The sequence below is a fragment of the Aurantimonas endophytica genome, assembly GCF_014196845.1.
Lineage (GTDB): Bacteria > Pseudomonadota > Alphaproteobacteria > Rhizobiales > Rhizobiaceae > Aurantimonas > Aurantimonas endophytica.
Genome location: NZ_JACIEM010000005.1, coordinates 526,891 through 542,217 on the forward strand (window position 1 = coordinate 526,891; position 15,327 = coordinate 542,217).

The 15,327-nt window shown below is 66.0% G+C and carries 13 protein-coding genes; 4 read left to right on the forward strand and 9 right to left on the reverse strand.

Annotation, left to right across the window (positions count from 1 at the left end; genetic code table 11):
• Positions 1 to 22: 22 nt before the first annotated feature.
• The 7 genes from GGR03_RS20030 to GGR03_RS20060 all read right to left on the reverse strand — a co-directional run bounded on the left by GGR03_RS20030 (position 23) and on the right by GGR03_RS20060 (position 10,105).
• Positions 23 to 829, reverse strand: coding sequence for an N-acyl amino acid synthase FeeM domain-containing protein (locus tag GGR03_RS20030; RefSeq protein ID WP_183210529.1), 807 nt, complete (start codon positions 827 to 829; stop codon positions 23 to 25).
• 105 nt (positions 830 to 934) lie between these two features.
• A complete protein-coding gene (locus GGR03_RS24460; RefSeq protein WP_183210530.1) occupies positions 935 to 2,899 on the reverse strand; it encodes a putative bifunctional diguanylate cyclase/phosphodiesterase in 1,965 nt (654 codons plus the stop codon).
• 155 nt (positions 2,900 to 3,054) lie between these two features.
• Positions 3,055 to 4,080 (reverse strand): CorA family divalent cation transporter, encoded by a 1,026-nt coding sequence (locus GGR03_RS20040; protein WP_183210531.1) that lies wholly within the window; start codon positions 4,078 to 4,080, stop codon positions 3,055 to 3,057.
• A gap of 47 nt (positions 4,081 to 4,127) precedes the next feature.
• A complete protein-coding gene (gene scpA, locus GGR03_RS20045) occupies positions 4,128 to 6,293 on the reverse strand; it encodes a methylmalonyl-CoA mutase (RefSeq protein WP_183210532.1) in 2,166 nt (721 codons plus the stop codon).
• Positions 6,290 to 7,717: a methylmalonyl-CoA mutase family protein gene (locus tag GGR03_RS20050; RefSeq protein WP_183210533.1), complete on the reverse strand. Its 1,428-nt coding sequence runs from the start codon at positions 7,715 to 7,717 to the stop codon at positions 6,290 to 6,292. The genes scpA and GGR03_RS20050 overlap by 4 nt, the downstream gene beginning before the upstream one ends.
• A 119-nt stretch (positions 7,718 to 7,836) precedes the next feature.
• The gene (locus tag GGR03_RS20055) at positions 7,837 to 9,546 is read right to left on the reverse strand and encodes an HWE histidine kinase domain-containing protein (protein WP_183210534.1); all 1,710 of its coding nucleotides are present in this window, start codon (positions 9,544 to 9,546) and stop codon (positions 7,837 to 7,839) included.
• A 190-nt stretch (positions 9,547 to 9,736) separates the two neighbouring features.
• Positions 9,737 to 10,105, reverse strand: coding sequence for a DUF2267 domain-containing protein (locus GGR03_RS20060; RefSeq protein WP_246368260.1), 369 nt, complete (start codon positions 10,103 to 10,105; stop codon positions 9,737 to 9,739).
• A gap of 145 nt (positions 10,106 to 10,250) precedes the next feature.
• Between GGR03_RS20060 and GGR03_RS20065 the strand changes: the two genes are divergently transcribed.
• The gene (locus GGR03_RS20065; RefSeq protein WP_183210535.1) at positions 10,251 to 11,906 is read left to right on the forward strand and encodes a helicase HerA-like C-terminal domain-containing protein; all 1,656 of its coding nucleotides are present in this window, start codon (positions 10,251 to 10,253) and stop codon (positions 11,904 to 11,906) included.
• Positions 11,907 to 12,004: 98 nt separating this feature from the next.
• Positions 12,005 to 12,244: an NINE protein gene (locus tag GGR03_RS20070; RefSeq protein ID WP_183210536.1), complete on the forward strand. Its 240-nt coding sequence runs from the start codon at positions 12,005 to 12,007 to the stop codon at positions 12,242 to 12,244.
• A gap of 84 nt (positions 12,245 to 12,328) precedes the next feature.
• Here GGR03_RS20070 and GGR03_RS20075 read toward each other — a convergent pair whose 3' ends face one another.
• Together GGR03_RS20075 and GGR03_RS20080 are read right to left on the reverse strand one after the other, a co-directional pair.
• Positions 12,329 to 13,054 carry a L,D-transpeptidase gene (locus GGR03_RS20075; RefSeq protein ID WP_183210537.1) on the reverse strand — a complete coding sequence of 242 codons (726 nt, stop codon included), beginning with the start codon at positions 13,052 to 13,054 and terminating at the stop codon, positions 12,329 to 12,331.
• Positions 13,055 to 13,179: 125 nt separating this feature from the next.
• Positions 13,180 to 13,842 carry a haloacid dehalogenase type II gene (locus GGR03_RS20080; RefSeq protein WP_183210538.1) on the reverse strand — a complete coding sequence of 221 codons (663 nt, stop codon included), beginning with the start codon at positions 13,840 to 13,842 and terminating at the stop codon, positions 13,180 to 13,182.
• Between the two features lie 187 nt (positions 13,843 to 14,029).
• Here GGR03_RS20080 and GGR03_RS20085 point away from each other — a divergent pair, with 187 nt between their 5' ends.
• Both GGR03_RS20085 and GGR03_RS20090 read left to right on the forward strand, forming a co-directional pair.
• Positions 14,030 to 14,893 carry a branched-chain amino acid aminotransferase gene (locus GGR03_RS20085; protein WP_183210539.1) on the forward strand — a complete coding sequence of 288 codons (864 nt, stop codon included), beginning with the start codon at positions 14,030 to 14,032 and terminating at the stop codon, positions 14,891 to 14,893.
• 59 nt (positions 14,894 to 14,952) lie between these two features.
• The gene (locus GGR03_RS20090) at positions 14,953 to 15,318 is read left to right on the forward strand and encodes a cupin domain-containing protein (protein WP_183210540.1); all 366 of its coding nucleotides are present in this window, start codon (positions 14,953 to 14,955) and stop codon (positions 15,316 to 15,318) included.
• Positions 15,319 to 15,327 lie beyond the last annotated feature (9 nt).

The window sequence follows — 15,327 nt, forward strand, 5'->3', positions numbered from 1 at the left end:
CTCCGCCCCGCTTGCTGTCGGCTCAGATATCTTCCAAGCGAAGCTTGGCTCGTGCCGGAGCCTGCGCCGCAAGGTCGACCGGTATCGGGTAGCGCCGAAACGAGCGACCGATGTTGTCGTTCGCCAGCATGGCGTGCCGGTTGAGGAAGTCGGTCGAGCGTGACACGCCGAACAGCGCTTCGCGCTCCTCCGGATCGGAGGAGAAGATCGGAAAGCGGGTATAGACCTTCTCCCGGATCGTCTCCGTATCGTTCGACATCAGGCAGAGCGGCTTGACCAGGCCGAGATAGTCGCGCGGCTGGGTGCGCGGCTCCAGGTGGAATATGCGGCGGTAGAAGGGCGTGTGCTCCAGCCGGGCGGTAGCGATGATGTGGTCGGTGTCGAAGTGATCCGCAGCCATCGCGGCGAGCCGCAATGTGGCATAGGGCATCAGCGCCGTTGCAGCCCTGACCCGGCGATCGACGACGAAGCGGGTCGGATCGACGAAGGTCTCGCCACGCCCGGTGATCTCGCCCAACACGTCGGAAAAGGCCGTGGTACTCGGCGTGTCGGGAAATTCGGGCGTTGCGATGTGCAGCCGGATGGAGCTGATCAACCTGCCGCCGTGGCGGATAGCGAACAGGAAGCCGTTGCTCTGTTCGTCGAACCGATCGGTAAAACGCGCGTGTTCGCTCGGTCTTATGGCCGCTTCGGATAGGTAACAGTCGTAGCGCAACCGGTAGACCGCCTCCCGCTGCTCGTCCGTGACCACGCGGTCGTACTCGAGATCCTGCAGTAACGAGGAGACCTTCAGGGCAAAAAGCCCCGACCGGTTGTCAGTCGTACTCATCGGCACACACGCCCCCGCATCTGTCGAAACAAGGTACAATTTTACCGATTTTTTGCAATGCATTAACCCTGTTCAGTCGGACAAATTGTCAGCTGTGGTTAATGTTTACTGGGCCGCTTGACGGGCGGCGGGCACGATCGGGGACGCGCGGCGAATCAACTCGCGCGCGGCACAGGCATTCAGCGGCTCTCCGAAGACGAAGCCCTGCAGCTGGTGGGCATTCGGGTTGTTGGCCAGAAGATCGAGCTGGTCATGGGTCTCCACGCCCTCGACCACGGTGATGAGGTCGAGTTCGGCGATGAAGGCAATGAGCCCGCGCAGCAGGGTTTCGCGGCGGGCATCATCGAGCACGCCTGTCAGGAAGCTGCGGTCGATCTTCACCTTGTCGATCGGCAGGTTGTTGATGTAGCCGAGGTTGGAATAGCCGGTGCCGAAATCGTCGATCGAGAAGCGCACGCCGAGGTCGCGCAGCGCCCGGATCTGGCGCATCGTCTCGCTGTCGCAGCCGACGAAGAGATTTTCCGTCAGTTCGACCTCGAGACGATGTGCGGGCAGGCCGCTCTCCGCGAGATTGCGCAGGATCATGTCCTGAAGGTCCGCCCGCTGCAGCTGGCTGGGCGAGATGTTGATGGCGACCGCCACGTCGCCGGGCCAACCCGCCGCGACGCGGCAGGCGATCGCCACGGTCTTGTCGGTGACGCTGGAGATCAGCCCGGACTCCTCGGCGATCGGCAGGAACTGTCCCGGCGTGACGATCCCGCGGGTGGGATGTTTCCATCGCACCAGCGCCTCGAAGGACACCACCCGCATCGAGCGCGCCCCGATGATCGGCTGGAACACCATGTAGAGGTCGTCGTCGGACTCGAGCGCCTTGCGCAGGTCGGTCTCGATTGCCAGCCGTTCGTGCTCGGCGTCGGCCATCGCCGTCTCGTAGAAGGCGAAGCTGTTCCGGCTGTTGTGCTTGACGTGATAGAGGGCGACGTCGGCGCGCTGCAGCAGATGCTCGGCGCTCGCGGCATCCTCGGGGAAGATCGCGGTGCCGATCGAGCAGCCGATATTCGCGACGGTGGCCCCGAGATCATAGGGTTCGTTGCACGAGTCAATCAGCGCGGCCGCCAGATCGGCGGCATCCTGGCGGGAGGTCAGGCCGTACTGGAGGATGACGAACTCGTCGCCCGCATGGCGGGCGACGACGCAGGATTCTCCCGCGACAGCTGTAAATCGCCGTGCAGCCTCCAGCAACAGGCGGTCGCCAGCACTGTGACCCAGCGTGTCGTTGACGCGCTTGAACCTGTCGAGATCGAGGAAGTGCAAGGCGAAGGGATCGTCCAGTCGCTCCACTCCGGCTGCAATCATGCGCTGGGTCGCGGCGCGGTTCGGCAGGCCGGTGAGGGAATCGCGGTGAGCCAGATCCTGGTTGATCCGCGCGGTGTTGAGCGCGTCGAGGAAGGTCTTGCCCACCCGCCGCGAATTGGCCAGCACGGAGAGCATGAAGACGCCGAAGAACATGCCGCAGACGAGATACCAGGCCGAGTTCTTCACCAGGAAGGCGAGCGTGACCGGAACCGCGAGGGCGACCAGCTGCAGCGAGACCGTCGCGGGGCTCGCAAAGTTGCGGCCCTGGATGCCGACCATGAAACCGACGGCGGTGGAAAGGGCAATGAGCTCGCTGAGCGGGTCCGAATCGAACCAGAACACGACCGTGGTCCAGGAACCCACGGTGAGAACATGGAGAGTCCCGAGTATGGAGTAGAGCAGGAGGTAGCGGTGCGGGTTGGCCAAGCCCTGAGCGTCACGCTTCTCGAAGCGCAGCATCGTCACCACGCGGACCCCGGTGAGCACCGTCAGGAGGCCGCAGACGAGCCAAAGTGCCGAATGTCCGATCCGGACGCCCGTCATTGCCGTGCCGACGATTACCACGAACGAACCGATCGCGAACGAGCCCACGTCCCCGTAGAGGGAGCGGACCGTCTGGAGTTCGTCCTGATATTCCCTGCTCTTTGCCTTCGCGGACGGGCCTTGCATGGTCTCCGAAGCCGAGTGATCCTGCGGCAGCTTGACGATAAACACGAAATTATCGGTTAACGATAGCGCGGGGAACAGTTCTCGGCGCGACGTCGCCCAGGAATTACAATTTCATCTGCAATGTCAGGTTGAATTGCTCAGGCGCCTCGACGGGCAGTATAGCAGACCTCATGTCATACACGAGGGGAAGCTATATTTTTTCAAAGCCAATTCTTGATCCGAAAGAATATCATCGGAACAACCGCAGAAACAATCATCAACACGATCGCCAAAGGATAGCCATATGTCCAGGTGAGTTCCGGCATGTGTTCGAAGTTCATGCCGTAGACGGAAGCGATCAGGGTTGGAGGGAGAAATGCGACCGCCGCCACGGAAAATATCTTGATGATCGCCGCCTGTTCGATCGAGATCATTCCAACTGTAGTATCCAGCAAGAATACGGTCTTGTTTGACAGGAATGCCACGAAATCGTTGAGCGAGTGCACGTCGCGGGCCATCGCCTTGACGCGTGGCTTGGAATCCTTGCTCACGGCTTTGCGCGCGTCGAGCGTCAGTTGCAGGAATGGCAACAGTCGGTCGAGCGTCGCGAGGCTCTCGCGAATGCGCGAGGTCAGGTCGCCGACAGCCCCGATGCGGCGCAGCAGCGACTTGAAGTCACCGGTCTTGGTCGGCTTCTTGCGATCCGACGAGGAGAAGATGTCGTCGCCGATCCCGTCGAGGTCGGCTGAAACCGTCTCCAGAATGTCGGCGACGCGGTCGATCACCGTTTCGAGCAGGCCGATCAGGATCGTCTCGGCCGTCTGCGGGCGGCCGTTGCCGGCTGACGGCTTCTCGAATTCCTCCGGCGCGGCGCGCAGGGTCTCGCGGCACAATTTGGCGGCAAAGATCGCGAAACTCTTCGGCTCGCTGTAGCGCAAGGTGATCAGCCGCGAGCCAGCGAGAATGAAGGTGACCGGCGCGAAGCCCGGCTTGCCGCCGTCGAGCCCGAATACTACCGAAGCAGTCAGAAATGTAGCGCCGTCTTCGGCATAGAGCCGGCTCGACACCTCGATCTCCCGCATCTCCTCCCGGGTCGGCATCTCGATCTCGCAGAGCCTCTCGACCGCCAGTTCCTCTTCCCGCGTGGGGTTGATGACATCGATCCAGATCGCATCGGCCGGCACGCCAGTCGCGTCGGCCGTCATCGCGCGCATCTGGTTGTCTTCCGGGACATATGCCCTGATCACGTGCGCCTCTTGTATTGGGGTTCGTTCAGGGTTTGCCGCAAGCCGGTCTATTCGGCGGCGATCTTGGCGTGACCGAGGCGGCGCGACAGGTCGACGATAAGTTGCTCGGCCGCCGTGGCCACCACCGTCCCCGGCAGGAAGATCGCCGCCGCGCCGGCCTGTTTCAGCGTCTCAACGTCCTGCGGCGGGATCACCCCGCCGACGACGATCATGATGTCGCCGCGGCCCTCGCGTTCCAGCGCCGCCCTGAGTTCCGGCACCAGCGTCAGATGACCGGCGGCAAGCGAGGAGGCGCCGACGATATGCACGTCGTTCTCGACCGCCTGGCGTGCCGCTTCCTCCGGGGTCTGGAAGAGCGGGCCGATGTCGACGTCGAAACCGAGATCGGCGAAGGCCGAGGCGATGACCTTCTGGCCCCGGTCGTGCCCGTCCTGGCCCATCTTGCAGACGAGGATGCGCGGCCGGCGGCCTTCGGCCTCCGCGAAGGCGTCGCTCAGGGCCTGGACGCGCGCAATCTGCTCCGACATGGCGCCGGCCTCCCGCTTGTAGACGCCGGCGATCACCTGCGTCCTTGCCACATGGCGGCCGAACACCTTTTCCAGCGCGTCGGCCATCTCGCCCACCGTCGCTTGGGCGCGGGCGGCGGCGATCGAGAGTTCGAGGAGATTGCCGTCGCCCCGCGCGGCGGCGGCCGTGAGTGCGGCGAGCGCCGCGTTGGTGGCGGACTGGTCGCGTTCCGCCTTCAGCCGGTGCAGCTTCTCGATCTGCTGGCGCCGCACGTCGGCATTGTCGACCCGCAGCACGTCGATATCGTCGGCTCCCTCGGCGACGAACCGGTTGACGCCAACCACCGTCTGGGCGCCGGAATCGATACGCGCCTGGGTCCGGGCGGCAGCCTCCTCGATCCGCAGCTTCGGCAGGCCCTTGTCGATCGCGGCCGCCATCCCGCCCATCGCCTCGACCTCGTCGATGTGCGCAAGCGCCTTCTCGGCGAGTGCGTGGGTGAGGTGCTCGACATAGGCCGAGCCGCCCCACGGGTCGATCAGGCGGGTGGTGCCGCTTTCGCGGGCGAGGACATGCTGGGTGTTGCGGGCGATGCGGGCGGAGAAGTCGGTCGGCAATGCCAGCGCCTCGTCGAAGGAATTGGTGTGGAGCGACTGGGTATGACCCTGGGTCGCCGCCATCGCCTCGACGCAGGTTCTCGCGACGTTGTTCATCACGTCCTGCGCCGTAAGCGACCACCCGGAGGTCTGGCAGTGGGTGCGTAGCGACAAGGCCCGGGGATCACCAGGGGCGAATTCCCGCTGCATCAGCGCCGCCCAGATCAGCCGGGCCGCACGCATCTTGGCGACTTCCATGAAGAAGTTCATGCCGGTCGCCCAGAAGAACGACAGGCGCGGGGCGAAACGGTCGATGTCAAGACCCGCCGCGACGCCGGCGCGGGCATATTCGATGCCATCGGCGATCGTGTAGGCGAGTTCGAGGTCCGCCGTCGCCCCGGCTTCCTGCATGTGATAGCCGGAGATCGAAATCGAGTTGTAACGCGGCATGTTCTTCGCGGTATAGGCGAAGATGTCCGAGATGATCCGCATCGACGGCTTCGGCGGGTAGATATAGGTGTTGCGGACCATAAACTCCTTCAGAATGTCATTCTGAATGGTGCCCGACAGCTGCTTCTGGGCGACGCCCTGCTCCTCGGCCGCGGCGACATAGAGCGCCAGCACCGGCAGCACCGCGCCGTTCATCGTCATCGAGACGCTCATCTCGCCGAGCGGGATGCCGTCGAAGAGCTGTCGCATGTCGATGATCGAGTCGATCGCCACGCCCGCCATGCCGACATCGCCGGCGACGCGCGGATGATCGGAATCATATCCCCGGTGCGTGGCAAGGTCGAAGGCGACCGAAAGGCCCTTCTGGCCGGCAGCGAGGTTGCGGCGATAGAACGCGTTCGACGCCTCGGCGGTCGAGAAGCCGGCATATTGCCGGATCGTCCAGGGCTTCTCCACGTACATGGTCGGGTAGGGCCCGCGCAAAAAAGGCGCGATGCCGGGCCACGTGTCGAGGAAGGGCAGGCCGGCGATGTCCGTCTCGCCATAGGCCCCGGCAAGCGGAATCCCCTCGGGTGTTTCGCCAGCGCGATCGTTGCGCGCGGCTCTCGGCGCGTTGGCCGGCGGTGTCCAGGCGAGGGCGGTAAAATCGGGGATGCGGCTCATGCGGCGACCTCGGCTTCCTCGTCGAGCCGGCGCGGGCGGAGCGGCGCGCAAAGCTGCTCGCCTTGCCAGTCGGATTCCGACGGCGTCGCTGTTGCCAGCACCGCGTGAGGTCGCTCGGTCTGCAGCGGATATATCGTCGCGCCGATGATCACCGTGCGCTTCTCGGCGAGTGCACGCTGCCGGGCAGAGGCTGCGTCGAAGATGCGGTTCTGCAAGGCGCCGCCTGCAAGGCTCGCGACGATCCCGCCTTCGGACTCGATCTTGCGGAACTCGTTCCAGCCGGCTTCGGCGGTCAGATCGGTCAGCGCCTCGATGCCACCCGATCCAGCCGCGGGATCAGAGACGGCGCCGAGGCCCGCCTCTTCCTGCAGGATCACCTGGATGTTGCGCGCGAGCCGCCGCGCCACCTTGTCGGCAAGCCCAAGCGGCGCGGTGTGCGGCAGGACGGCGATGCTGTCGGCGCCGCCGGTGGCCGCGGCGAAGACGGCGATGGTCGCGCGCAGCATATTGGTGTGGGGGTCGCTCTGCGAAAGCATGCGCCAGGCCGTCTCGGCGTGTATGCGCGCCGGCTGCGGCTGGCTCTCGCCGCTGGCCTCCAGCAGCCGTGCCCATAGCAGCCGCAGCGCCCGCAGTTTGGCGGTCTGCTCGAACTGCGTCTGGTCGACGGCAAGGGTGAAGCCGATCGCGCCCGTCGCCTCGGCGATCGACAGGCCGGCCGCCTCCAGCGCCCGAAGGTCGTAAAGGGCGGTCGCAAGCACGGCGCCCAGTTCCTGGCCGGCCGTCGCGCCGGCGTCGCTGTAGACCCGGCCGTCCGCCTCGGCCGTGCGGCCTGACAAGCCGCGCGCCCGCAGCGCCTTGGTCTCGCGGCCGAGCCGGAGGCGGTGCTCGCTTTCGCTGCCGGGAAAGCGGCCGGAAAAGGCGAAGCTGCCGGTATCGTCGAGGCTGAAATCGACGGACAGCGCCGCCGGGTCATGGCCGCCTTCGGCCGCGAAGGCGATGATGGTCTCCAGGGCTTCGCGGGATCGTGGGTGAGGTTCGATGCGCAGCGCCGCGATGTCGAGCCGGACGCCGGCCAGTGCGCCGGCGATGGCCTCGGGCGGTAAGCCGAAACCATGGGCGCATGGTGCGCCGGCGAGCGCCAGTGCCAGGCCATTGGCCCCGCCTTCCAGATCAGCGACCGCCTGGCTGCCTGCCCGTGCCGGATCGATGTCGTCCACCCGTGCCATGATCGACCAGCTTCCGGCGCGCAGCCGGGCGAGGGGCGAAGCCTGGTGCCGCCGTCCATAGATCGGGCCGTAGGAAAAACCGTCTTCGGCGTCGGTGGCGAGACTATCGACGCTGCGGTCCGCCTTCTCGACCAGCGCGCGCCAGTCGGCCTCAGTGGCAGGCGGAAAGGCGTCGGGCTCGATCTTCGTCGCGCTCATCTCTCCTCCCTCTGCCGCGATGCGCAGCTCTCGAACGATACCGGCCCGGCTCGGCTTCTTCACGAGCAGATAACGCGCCGCGCAGGAAAGCGAAATGGCCGGTGGTATCGGCGCCCTGCTCAGTGCGTAAGCACAGCCTCCGGCGGCGCGACCAGTTTCCACACGACGCCGGTCTCGGCGTATTCCATGTCGACCTGGCCGCCCAGCCCCCTTGCCGTCATCTTCTGGATGACCAGCGTGCCGAAACCGGACCGCTTTGGTTCGACGACCGGCGGTCCGCCGGCCTCGCGCCATTCGATCGTGAACGTTTCGTCCATCGACCAGCGCACTGTGACGGTGCCCTCGGACTCCGAGAGCGAACCGTATTTTGCCGCGTTCGTCGCCAGCTCGTGCAGCGCCAGGCCGATGGTTTGGGCCGCCGTCGGATTGAGCCAGATTTTCGGGCCGGAGACGGAAATCTGGTCGCCAGCGGCGCCGAAAGGCTTGAGCTGGGCGAGGACGAGGTCGTTGATGTCGGCGCTCTCCCAGCCGCGGCCGGCGAGCAGGTCCGCCGATCGTGCCAGCGAGTTCAGCGCCTCGGACAGCGTGGCGAGAAGCTGCGTCGTGTCGGAGCTTTCCTTGGCGGCCCGGCGCGCGATAGCGGCGATGAGCGCATACTGGTTCTTGGCCCGATGCGTCATCTCGCGCATGAGGAAGCGGCTTTGCTCCTCGGCCTCGCGGCGATCGCGCGACGCCTGGGCAAGGACCATCGACACTTCCCCGATCTCGGCGATGTCGGTCTGGATGATGTTGGCGGGGCGTCCGTGGCCAATGGACTCGGCCTGCTTCGACAACTGCCTGATCGGCGCGGCAAGTCGCCGGCCGAACACGAGCGCCAGCAGGATGGAGAAGACGACGAGCAGCAATCCGGCGCTGACCAGCATGAACCAGGAGCGCAGCGCCGGCCTGATGATCACCTCGTTCGGCACCGCGACGGTGGTCGCCCAGCCGGTAAGACTGGACACGATCGAACCCTCGATGTGGTCGGCGCGCCTGCCTCCGAGCGTCTCGACAATGGAAGGATTGTCGTAGGATACGCTTTCCTGCGGCTGGATCTTGCCGTCGCGGGTGATGGCCGCGAAGACGCGGCGGTTCTGCCGGTCCTTGATGATCGCCGACCATTGGCTCGGAAGATTCCGGTCGGCGATGACGGCACCCAGCGCATCCACCGACTTCTGCAGCACCAGCACGTAGGGAACCCGCGTTCCCTCGATGACCGGCACCGCGACATGGAAGACGAAACGGCCGACCGGTTCGGAGAACATGACGCCCGAGACTTCCGGACGGCGGGTCCGGAACGCCATCTCGATCGTGCTCGGGTCGCCCAGCGTGTGGCCGACGGGCGTGGCGCCGCCATTGGTCGAAACGACGGCGTTGAGCTCGGGATCGATCAGCTCCGCCGTGGTCCGCGTTTCCGTCAGCGCGGCGATGGTCCGCTCCCGAAAACCGCCCAGGCTGCCGCGCGCCAAGGCAGGCGAGGACGCCAGGACGCGGCCGGTCGTGATCATGCCGTAGATCTCGCGGTCGATGGCGCTGGAGATGATCTCGGCCGTGTCGTTGACCTGTGCCGTGACGATCTCTTCCTGCTGCCGCGAGAACTGCAGGATCAGGAAGGCGCTGAACAGCAGCGCCGGTATCAGCACGATGACGGCGAAGACGATCAGGTGCGCCAGCAGAGGCGGGCGGCGCCAGAGGCGCGCCAGCCGGGCGTTCCGCAGCGCGCCCGGCAGGAAGCGGCCAGCGCGTCCCCCTCGCGGTCGCCCGTTTGCCGCTGGCGTATCGACGCTCATCAACCTCGAATTCCCCCGCGGCGCCCATCCCCCTGGATACCGCGCCTCATCGTTAAACCTTGAATTTGTTCCGTTTCACAGCATACGCGAGGCTATGGGCATTATCCACACGAATAGGGCAGCGCGGCATCGCGCCGCCCGCGAAGGCGCCTCGTCCATCGTGCGCCTCGGCTTTGGGTTCCGGCCTTCGTCAGACGAACTGCGCCAGCCCCGGAACCGAAGCGATGACGCGGTCGACCGTGTCGGTTCCGGCATGGAGCTTGGAGAACGCCACCAGTTCCTGCGCGACGGTCTGGATCTGGCTCATGTCGAGACCCATGCCCATCAGCCCTGCGCCGAGCGCCATGATGCCGCCGCCCGAATAGCCACCGTCCCCGGTGGCCGTCATCGCGTCCTCGGCGCCGGGCGTCTCCCGGATCATCGTGCCGACGGCGGGATCGTCGCTTTCCGCCGACAGGAAGCCTAGGATATTCCCGACCGCCCGCTTGGCGGTTGCGGCGTCGAGGCCGGTCTCGGCGGTGATGCGTGTCAGCAGTTCGTCCATCATGTCCTCGATCATGTCTGCATGGCCCGGCCGGGCCGGGCGAATCGGCGCGAACTTGGCAACTCGGTCAGGGGGATGCAATGGCCAAGATCGGGCGTCGCCACGCTTGTGAGCGCCGACCCCGCTCCGGTAAGCTCGGCCATCGGTTTGGGGGAAGCGCATGCTGGAAGCGGGACGGATCTACATCGGGAGCAGCCGCAAGCTTGAAGAAGCTGCGCAGCAGGGCGAGTATCTCGACCTGCGGCTCGCCAACCGCCACGGGCTGATCACCGGCGCCACGGGTACCGGCAAGACGGTCACGCTGCAGATCCTCGCCGAGGGCTTCTCCGAAGCCGGCGTCCCGGTCTTCTGCGCCGACATCAAGGGCGACCTCGCCGGCATGGCCGAGCGGGGCGAGCCGAAGGACTTCCTGGTCGAGCGCGCCCGCGATATCGGCCTCGAGCCCTACTACCACGACCTCTATCCGGTCGTGTTCTGGGACATTTTCGGCGAGCAGGGCCACCCCGTTCGCGCCACGATCTCCGAGATGGGGCCGCTGCTTCTGTCGCGGCTGATGAATCTCTCCGAGGCGCAGGAGGGCGTCCTCAACATCGTCTTCAAGATCGCCGACGAGGAAGGGCTGCTGCTCCTAGACCTCAAGGACCTGCAGGCGATGCTGGCGCATGTCGCCGAGAATGCCGAGAGCGTCTCGCGGCTTTACGGCAATGTCGCCAAAGCCTCGGTCGGAGCCATCCAGCGTTCGCTGCTGGTGCTGGAGCAGCAGGGCGCGGCGAACTTCTTCGGCGAGCCGGCGCTGGCGATCGCCGACCTCATGCGCACCGACCGGGACGGGCGCGGCATCGTCAACATGCTCGCGGCCGACAAGCTGATGATGAACCCGCGGCTCTACGCGACCTTCCTGCTCTGGTTGCTCTCCGAGCTGTTCGAGGAACTGCCGGAGGTAGGGGACGCGGACAAGCCGAAGCTGGTTTTCTTTTTCGACGAGGCGCACCTCTTGTTCGATGGCGCGCCGAAGGTGCTGGTGGACCGGGTCGAGCAGGTGGTGAAGCTGATCCGCTCGAAGGGCGTCGGCGTCTATCTCGTCACGCAGAATCCGCTCGACGTGCCGGATGGCGTGCTGGCGCAGCTCGGCAACCGGGTGCAGCATGCGCTGCGCGCCTATACGCCCCGCGAGCAGAAGGCGGTGAAGACCGCCGCCGAAACCTTCCGGCCGAACCCGGCCTTCGACTCGTTCGAGGCGATCACCCAGCTCGGCGTCGGCGAGGCGCTGGTCTCGACGCTCGGCAAGGGCGGCGTGCCGTCGATGGTCGAGCGGACGCTGATCAGGCCGCCATCCGGCCGGCTCGGCACGATCACTCCCGAGGAACGGACCGCCGTCATCGGCCGCAGCCCGGTGGCGGGTCTCTATGACCACACGGTCGACCGGGAATCGGCCTACGAGATGCTGGTCGGTCGGGCGGAGAAGGAACTGCAGCAGGAAGCCGAGCAGCGCCGGCTGGAAGACGAGGCGGCGGCTGACCGACGGAACGGCGAGGCCGAGAGGCGAGCCGACGCTGCCCGCCGGCGGGAGGAAGAGGGGGCGGATGATGCGCCGACCCGCACACGGACCGGATTCCAGCTGCCTGATTTCGGCGGCGGCGAGGAGCCCGAGCGGGCAGAGACCCGCGCTCGCGCGCCTGCCAGGACACGGTCGTCCGGCTATCAGCGGCAGACGGTGACCGAGACGATCATGAAGCAGGTCGGGCGAACGGTCGCTTCCACGGTCACCAACGCCATCGTCCGCGGCATCCTCGGCAGCCTGAAACGTGGCCGGTAGTCGCCCTGGCCGACTCCGATGACCACCGCTTCGGATCGGACTTTCAATCGTCGGCTCCAGATCCCATCTGGAGAGCAACGAACGCTGGAAGGACGATCATGAACCGGAAGTCGACGCTTGCCTCCTACATCCTCTGGCTGCTCTGCCTCGGCGGAATCTGCGGCCTGCACCGGTTCTATCTGGGTCGGCCCTGGACCGGGCTGCTATGGCTTTTGACGCTCGGCCTCCTCGGCATCGGCCAGATCATCGACCTCTTCCTCATCCCGGGCATGGTCCGGGAGGAGAATCTCGAGAGCCGAATCGATATGATGGAGCGCGAGCGCCAGCGCGTCCTCTGATCGGCAGGAAGCGCCCCGTCCGCGCGGCGCTGCCTACCCTTGGAGATAGCAAGGCGGCGGCTGCCACCTTGCTATCGGAACACCTCAGACCGACAGGCCGCCCTGCCGCACCAGCACCGGCGAGCCGCTCGGCACGCGCTCGTACAGGTCGATGATATCCTGGTTCATGAAGCGGATGCAGCCGGACGAGCCGCTGGTGCCGATCGTCCAGTATTCCGGCGTGCCGTGCAGCCGGTACAGCGTGTCCTTGCCGCCCTGGAACAGATAGAGCGCGCGTGCGCCGAGCGGATTGGCGATGCCCGGTTCCATGCCGTCGGCATACCGGGCGAGTTCCGGCATGCGGGCGATCATCTCCCGCGGCGGCGTCCAGGTCGGCCATTTGCGCTTCCACTGCACGACGGCGCGGCCGGACCAGCCGAAGCCCTCGCGTCCGACGCCGACGCCGTAGCGCATCGCCCGACCGCCGGGCATCACCACGTATGCGAAGCGCGAGGCGGTATCGACCACCACGGTGCCCGGCCGCTCACCCGTCGGATCGGCGACCTCCTGCCGATAGTACAGGGGGTCGACCCGCGACAGATTCGGCGCGGGGATGACGTGACCCTCGTCGACGACCCGCGAATACATCCGTGCATAGCGAGGATCGACATTGCTGAAGATGCCGCCGCCCCCCGCGGCACCGGGATAGGCGACGCCGACGATCTGGGCGCGCGGGCCCGACGTGCAGCCGGCCATCATGGCCGTGGCCCCGAGGCCAAGGCCGATCAGAAACTTGCGTCGGGAGGGAGTGTTCTCTTCAGTCGGGATCATCGGGTCCAGCCTCGCTGTGCCGGGCTTCCCTGACGGATGCGGGCGCCCGGTCGGTTGTCGTATGGCCGAAAACTGGCGGCCCGTTCCATGGTTCCCGGCTCACGGTCAGTTGAGCTTACGATCGGTTAAAGCCGTCCCGGCAATGCCCGCAGATCAGGCAGGACGGCGTTGGGCTGCAGGTCCAGATACTCGTCCGGCTCGCCCGTCCGATTGATCCACACCGTGTGGAAGCCGAACTTCGTCGCTCCGGCGACGTCCCAGCGGTTCGACGACTGGAACGACACCGCCTGAGGATACAGCCGGAATTCGGTGGTGACGAGATCGTAGATGGCCGGCGCGGTCTTGTAGGCGCCGCAATCCTCGGCGGAGAACACGCCATCGAAGAGATCCTCGATGCTCGCCGAGCGCATCGCCCGATGCAGCATGTCGCGGGAGCCGTTCGACAGGATGGCGAGCTTGGCATCCCGCGCCTTGAGGGCGCGAAGCGTCGCCGGCACTTCGGGGAAGGTGTCGAGGTCGCGGTACGCATCGAGAAGCTTGGCCCTCAGGCCCGGATCGGCCTCGGGCACCTTCTGAAAGGCGTAGTCGAGCGCGTCTTCGGTCAGCTGCCAGAAGTTCCGGTCAGCCGGGCCCATCAAGCTGCGCACCCAGGAATACTCGAGCTGCTTGCGGCGCCATATGTCGGAGAGCAGCCGGCCGGATTCGCCGAGGTCGCCGGCGTGCCGTGCAGCGGCCGCGCCGGTATCGAACAGCGTACCGTAGGCGTCGAAGACGTAGACGGAATGCAAGCAGAACCTCCTGAAGGGACAGGGCGCGGAGTGACCACCGGGTCATAGCGCTGCCATCGGCCGGGGAAAAGCGTCTCGTGCCGCAACGGGGACATCGTACCGTGACGGGCTCGCTTTCTCGCGGTAACAGTGCCCTCGCAACCGTTGCACGTGCCATGGGCGCGAAACCGACCGGAGCGAATTGTCGATGCCACAAGAGATGACCCGCACGCGCAGCTATGTCGACGGCAGCTGGCACGACGGCAACCCGCCGCTGATCGGGCCGCGCAGCCACGCGATGTGGCTCGGCAGCACGGTGTTCGATGGCGCGCGCTGGTTCGACGGGCTGGCGCCCGACCTCGACGCCCACTGCCAGCGGGTCAACCGTTCTGCCGAAGCGCTCGGCTTGAAGCCGACCATGGCGGCCGAGGAGATCGAGCGGCTGACATGGGAAGGCCTGAAGTCCTTCGACGGCTCGACCGCCGTCTATATCCGACCGATGTACTGGGCGGAGGAGGGCGGCTACATGGGCGTGCCGGCCGAGCCGGAATCGACCCGCTTCTGCCTGTGCCTCTACGAATCGCCGATGATCTCGCCGGCCGGTTTCTCGCTCACCGTCTCGCCGTTCCGCCGCCCGACGCCGGAGACGATGCCGACCCTCGCCAAGGCCGGATGCCTCTATCCCAACAATGCGCGGGCGATCATCGAGGCGCGCGCACGCGGCTTCGACAACGCGCTGGTCCTCGACATGCTGGGCAATGTCGCCGAAACCGGCACGTCGAACATCTTCATGGTCAGGGACGGCGTCGTCCACACGCCGGTGCCGAATGGCTGCTTCCTCAACGGGATCACCCGGCAGCGGATCATCGCGCTGCTGCGCGGCGACGGTTGGGACGTCGTCGAGCGGTCGCTGACGGTGGCGGATTTCGCTTCCGCCGACGAGATCTTCTCGACCGGCAACCATTCGAAGGTGGTGCCGGTGACGCGCATCGAGGGCCGCGAACTGCAGCCCGGGCCGGTCTATCGGCAGGCACGGGAGGCCTACATGGCCTTTGCGCGGGCCGGCCGCTGAGCCGAGCGGCGAATTCCCGAGGCCGTTCCATCCTGTCTTCGCAAGGAAAATGACCGATCATGATCGCCTCGCAGAGTCTCCTCGCTGCCTTCGACCGCGTGACGGAACATTGGTCGCCCAAGATCGTCGGCCGGGTGAACGACCAGCTCCTGAAGGTTGCAAAGGTGAAGGGGCAACTCGTCTGGCATGCCCACGAGAACGAGGACGAGCTCTTCTATATCGTCAAGGGTCGCCTCAGGATCGAATTCGAGGATCATGTTGCCGAACTCGCCGAGGGCGACTTCCTGACGATCCCGAAGGGGATCAGACACAATCCGGTGGCCGAAGAGGAGTGCTGGATCCTGCTGATCGAACCGGAATCGACCAAGCACACCGGCGACGAGGTCACACCGCTCACCCGGAGCCTCGCTGATCAGATGAAATGACCGGCGGCG

Coding starts and splice junctions, on each gene's coding strand:
- scpA (WP_183210532.1), bottom strand. CDS start 6,293: ATGAGCCGCATCCCCGATTTTACCGCCCTCGCCTGGACACCGCCGGCC.
- GGR03_RS20090 (WP_183210540.1), top strand. CDS start 14,953: ATGATCGCCTCGCAGAGTCTCCTCGCTGCCTTCGACCGCGTGACGGAA.
- GGR03_RS20060 (WP_246368260.1), bottom strand. CDS start 10,105: ATGATCGAGGACATGATGGACGAACTGCTGACACGCATCACCGCCGAG.
- GGR03_RS20065 (WP_183210535.1), top strand. CDS start 10,251: ATGCTGGAAGCGGGACGGATCTACATCGGGAGCAGCCGCAAGCTTGAA.
- GGR03_RS20070 (WP_183210536.1), top strand. CDS start 12,005: ATGAACCGGAAGTCGACGCTTGCCTCCTACATCCTCTGGCTGCTCTGC.
- GGR03_RS20085 (WP_183210539.1), top strand. CDS start 14,030: ATGCCACAAGAGATGACCCGCACGCGCAGCTATGTCGACGGCAGCTGG.
- GGR03_RS20030 (WP_183210529.1), bottom strand. CDS start 829: ATGAGTACGACTGACAACCGGTCGGGGCTTTTTGCCCTGAAGGTCTCC.
- GGR03_RS20055 (WP_183210534.1), bottom strand. CDS start 9,546: ATGAGCGTCGATACGCCAGCGGCAAACGGGCGACCGCGAGGGGGACGC.
- GGR03_RS20075 (WP_183210537.1), bottom strand. CDS start 13,054: ATGATCCCGACTGAAGAGAACACTCCCTCCCGACGCAAGTTTCTGATC.
- GGR03_RS20050 (WP_183210533.1), bottom strand. CDS start 7,717: ATGAGCGCGACGAAGATCGAGCCCGACGCCTTTCCGCCTGCCACTGAG.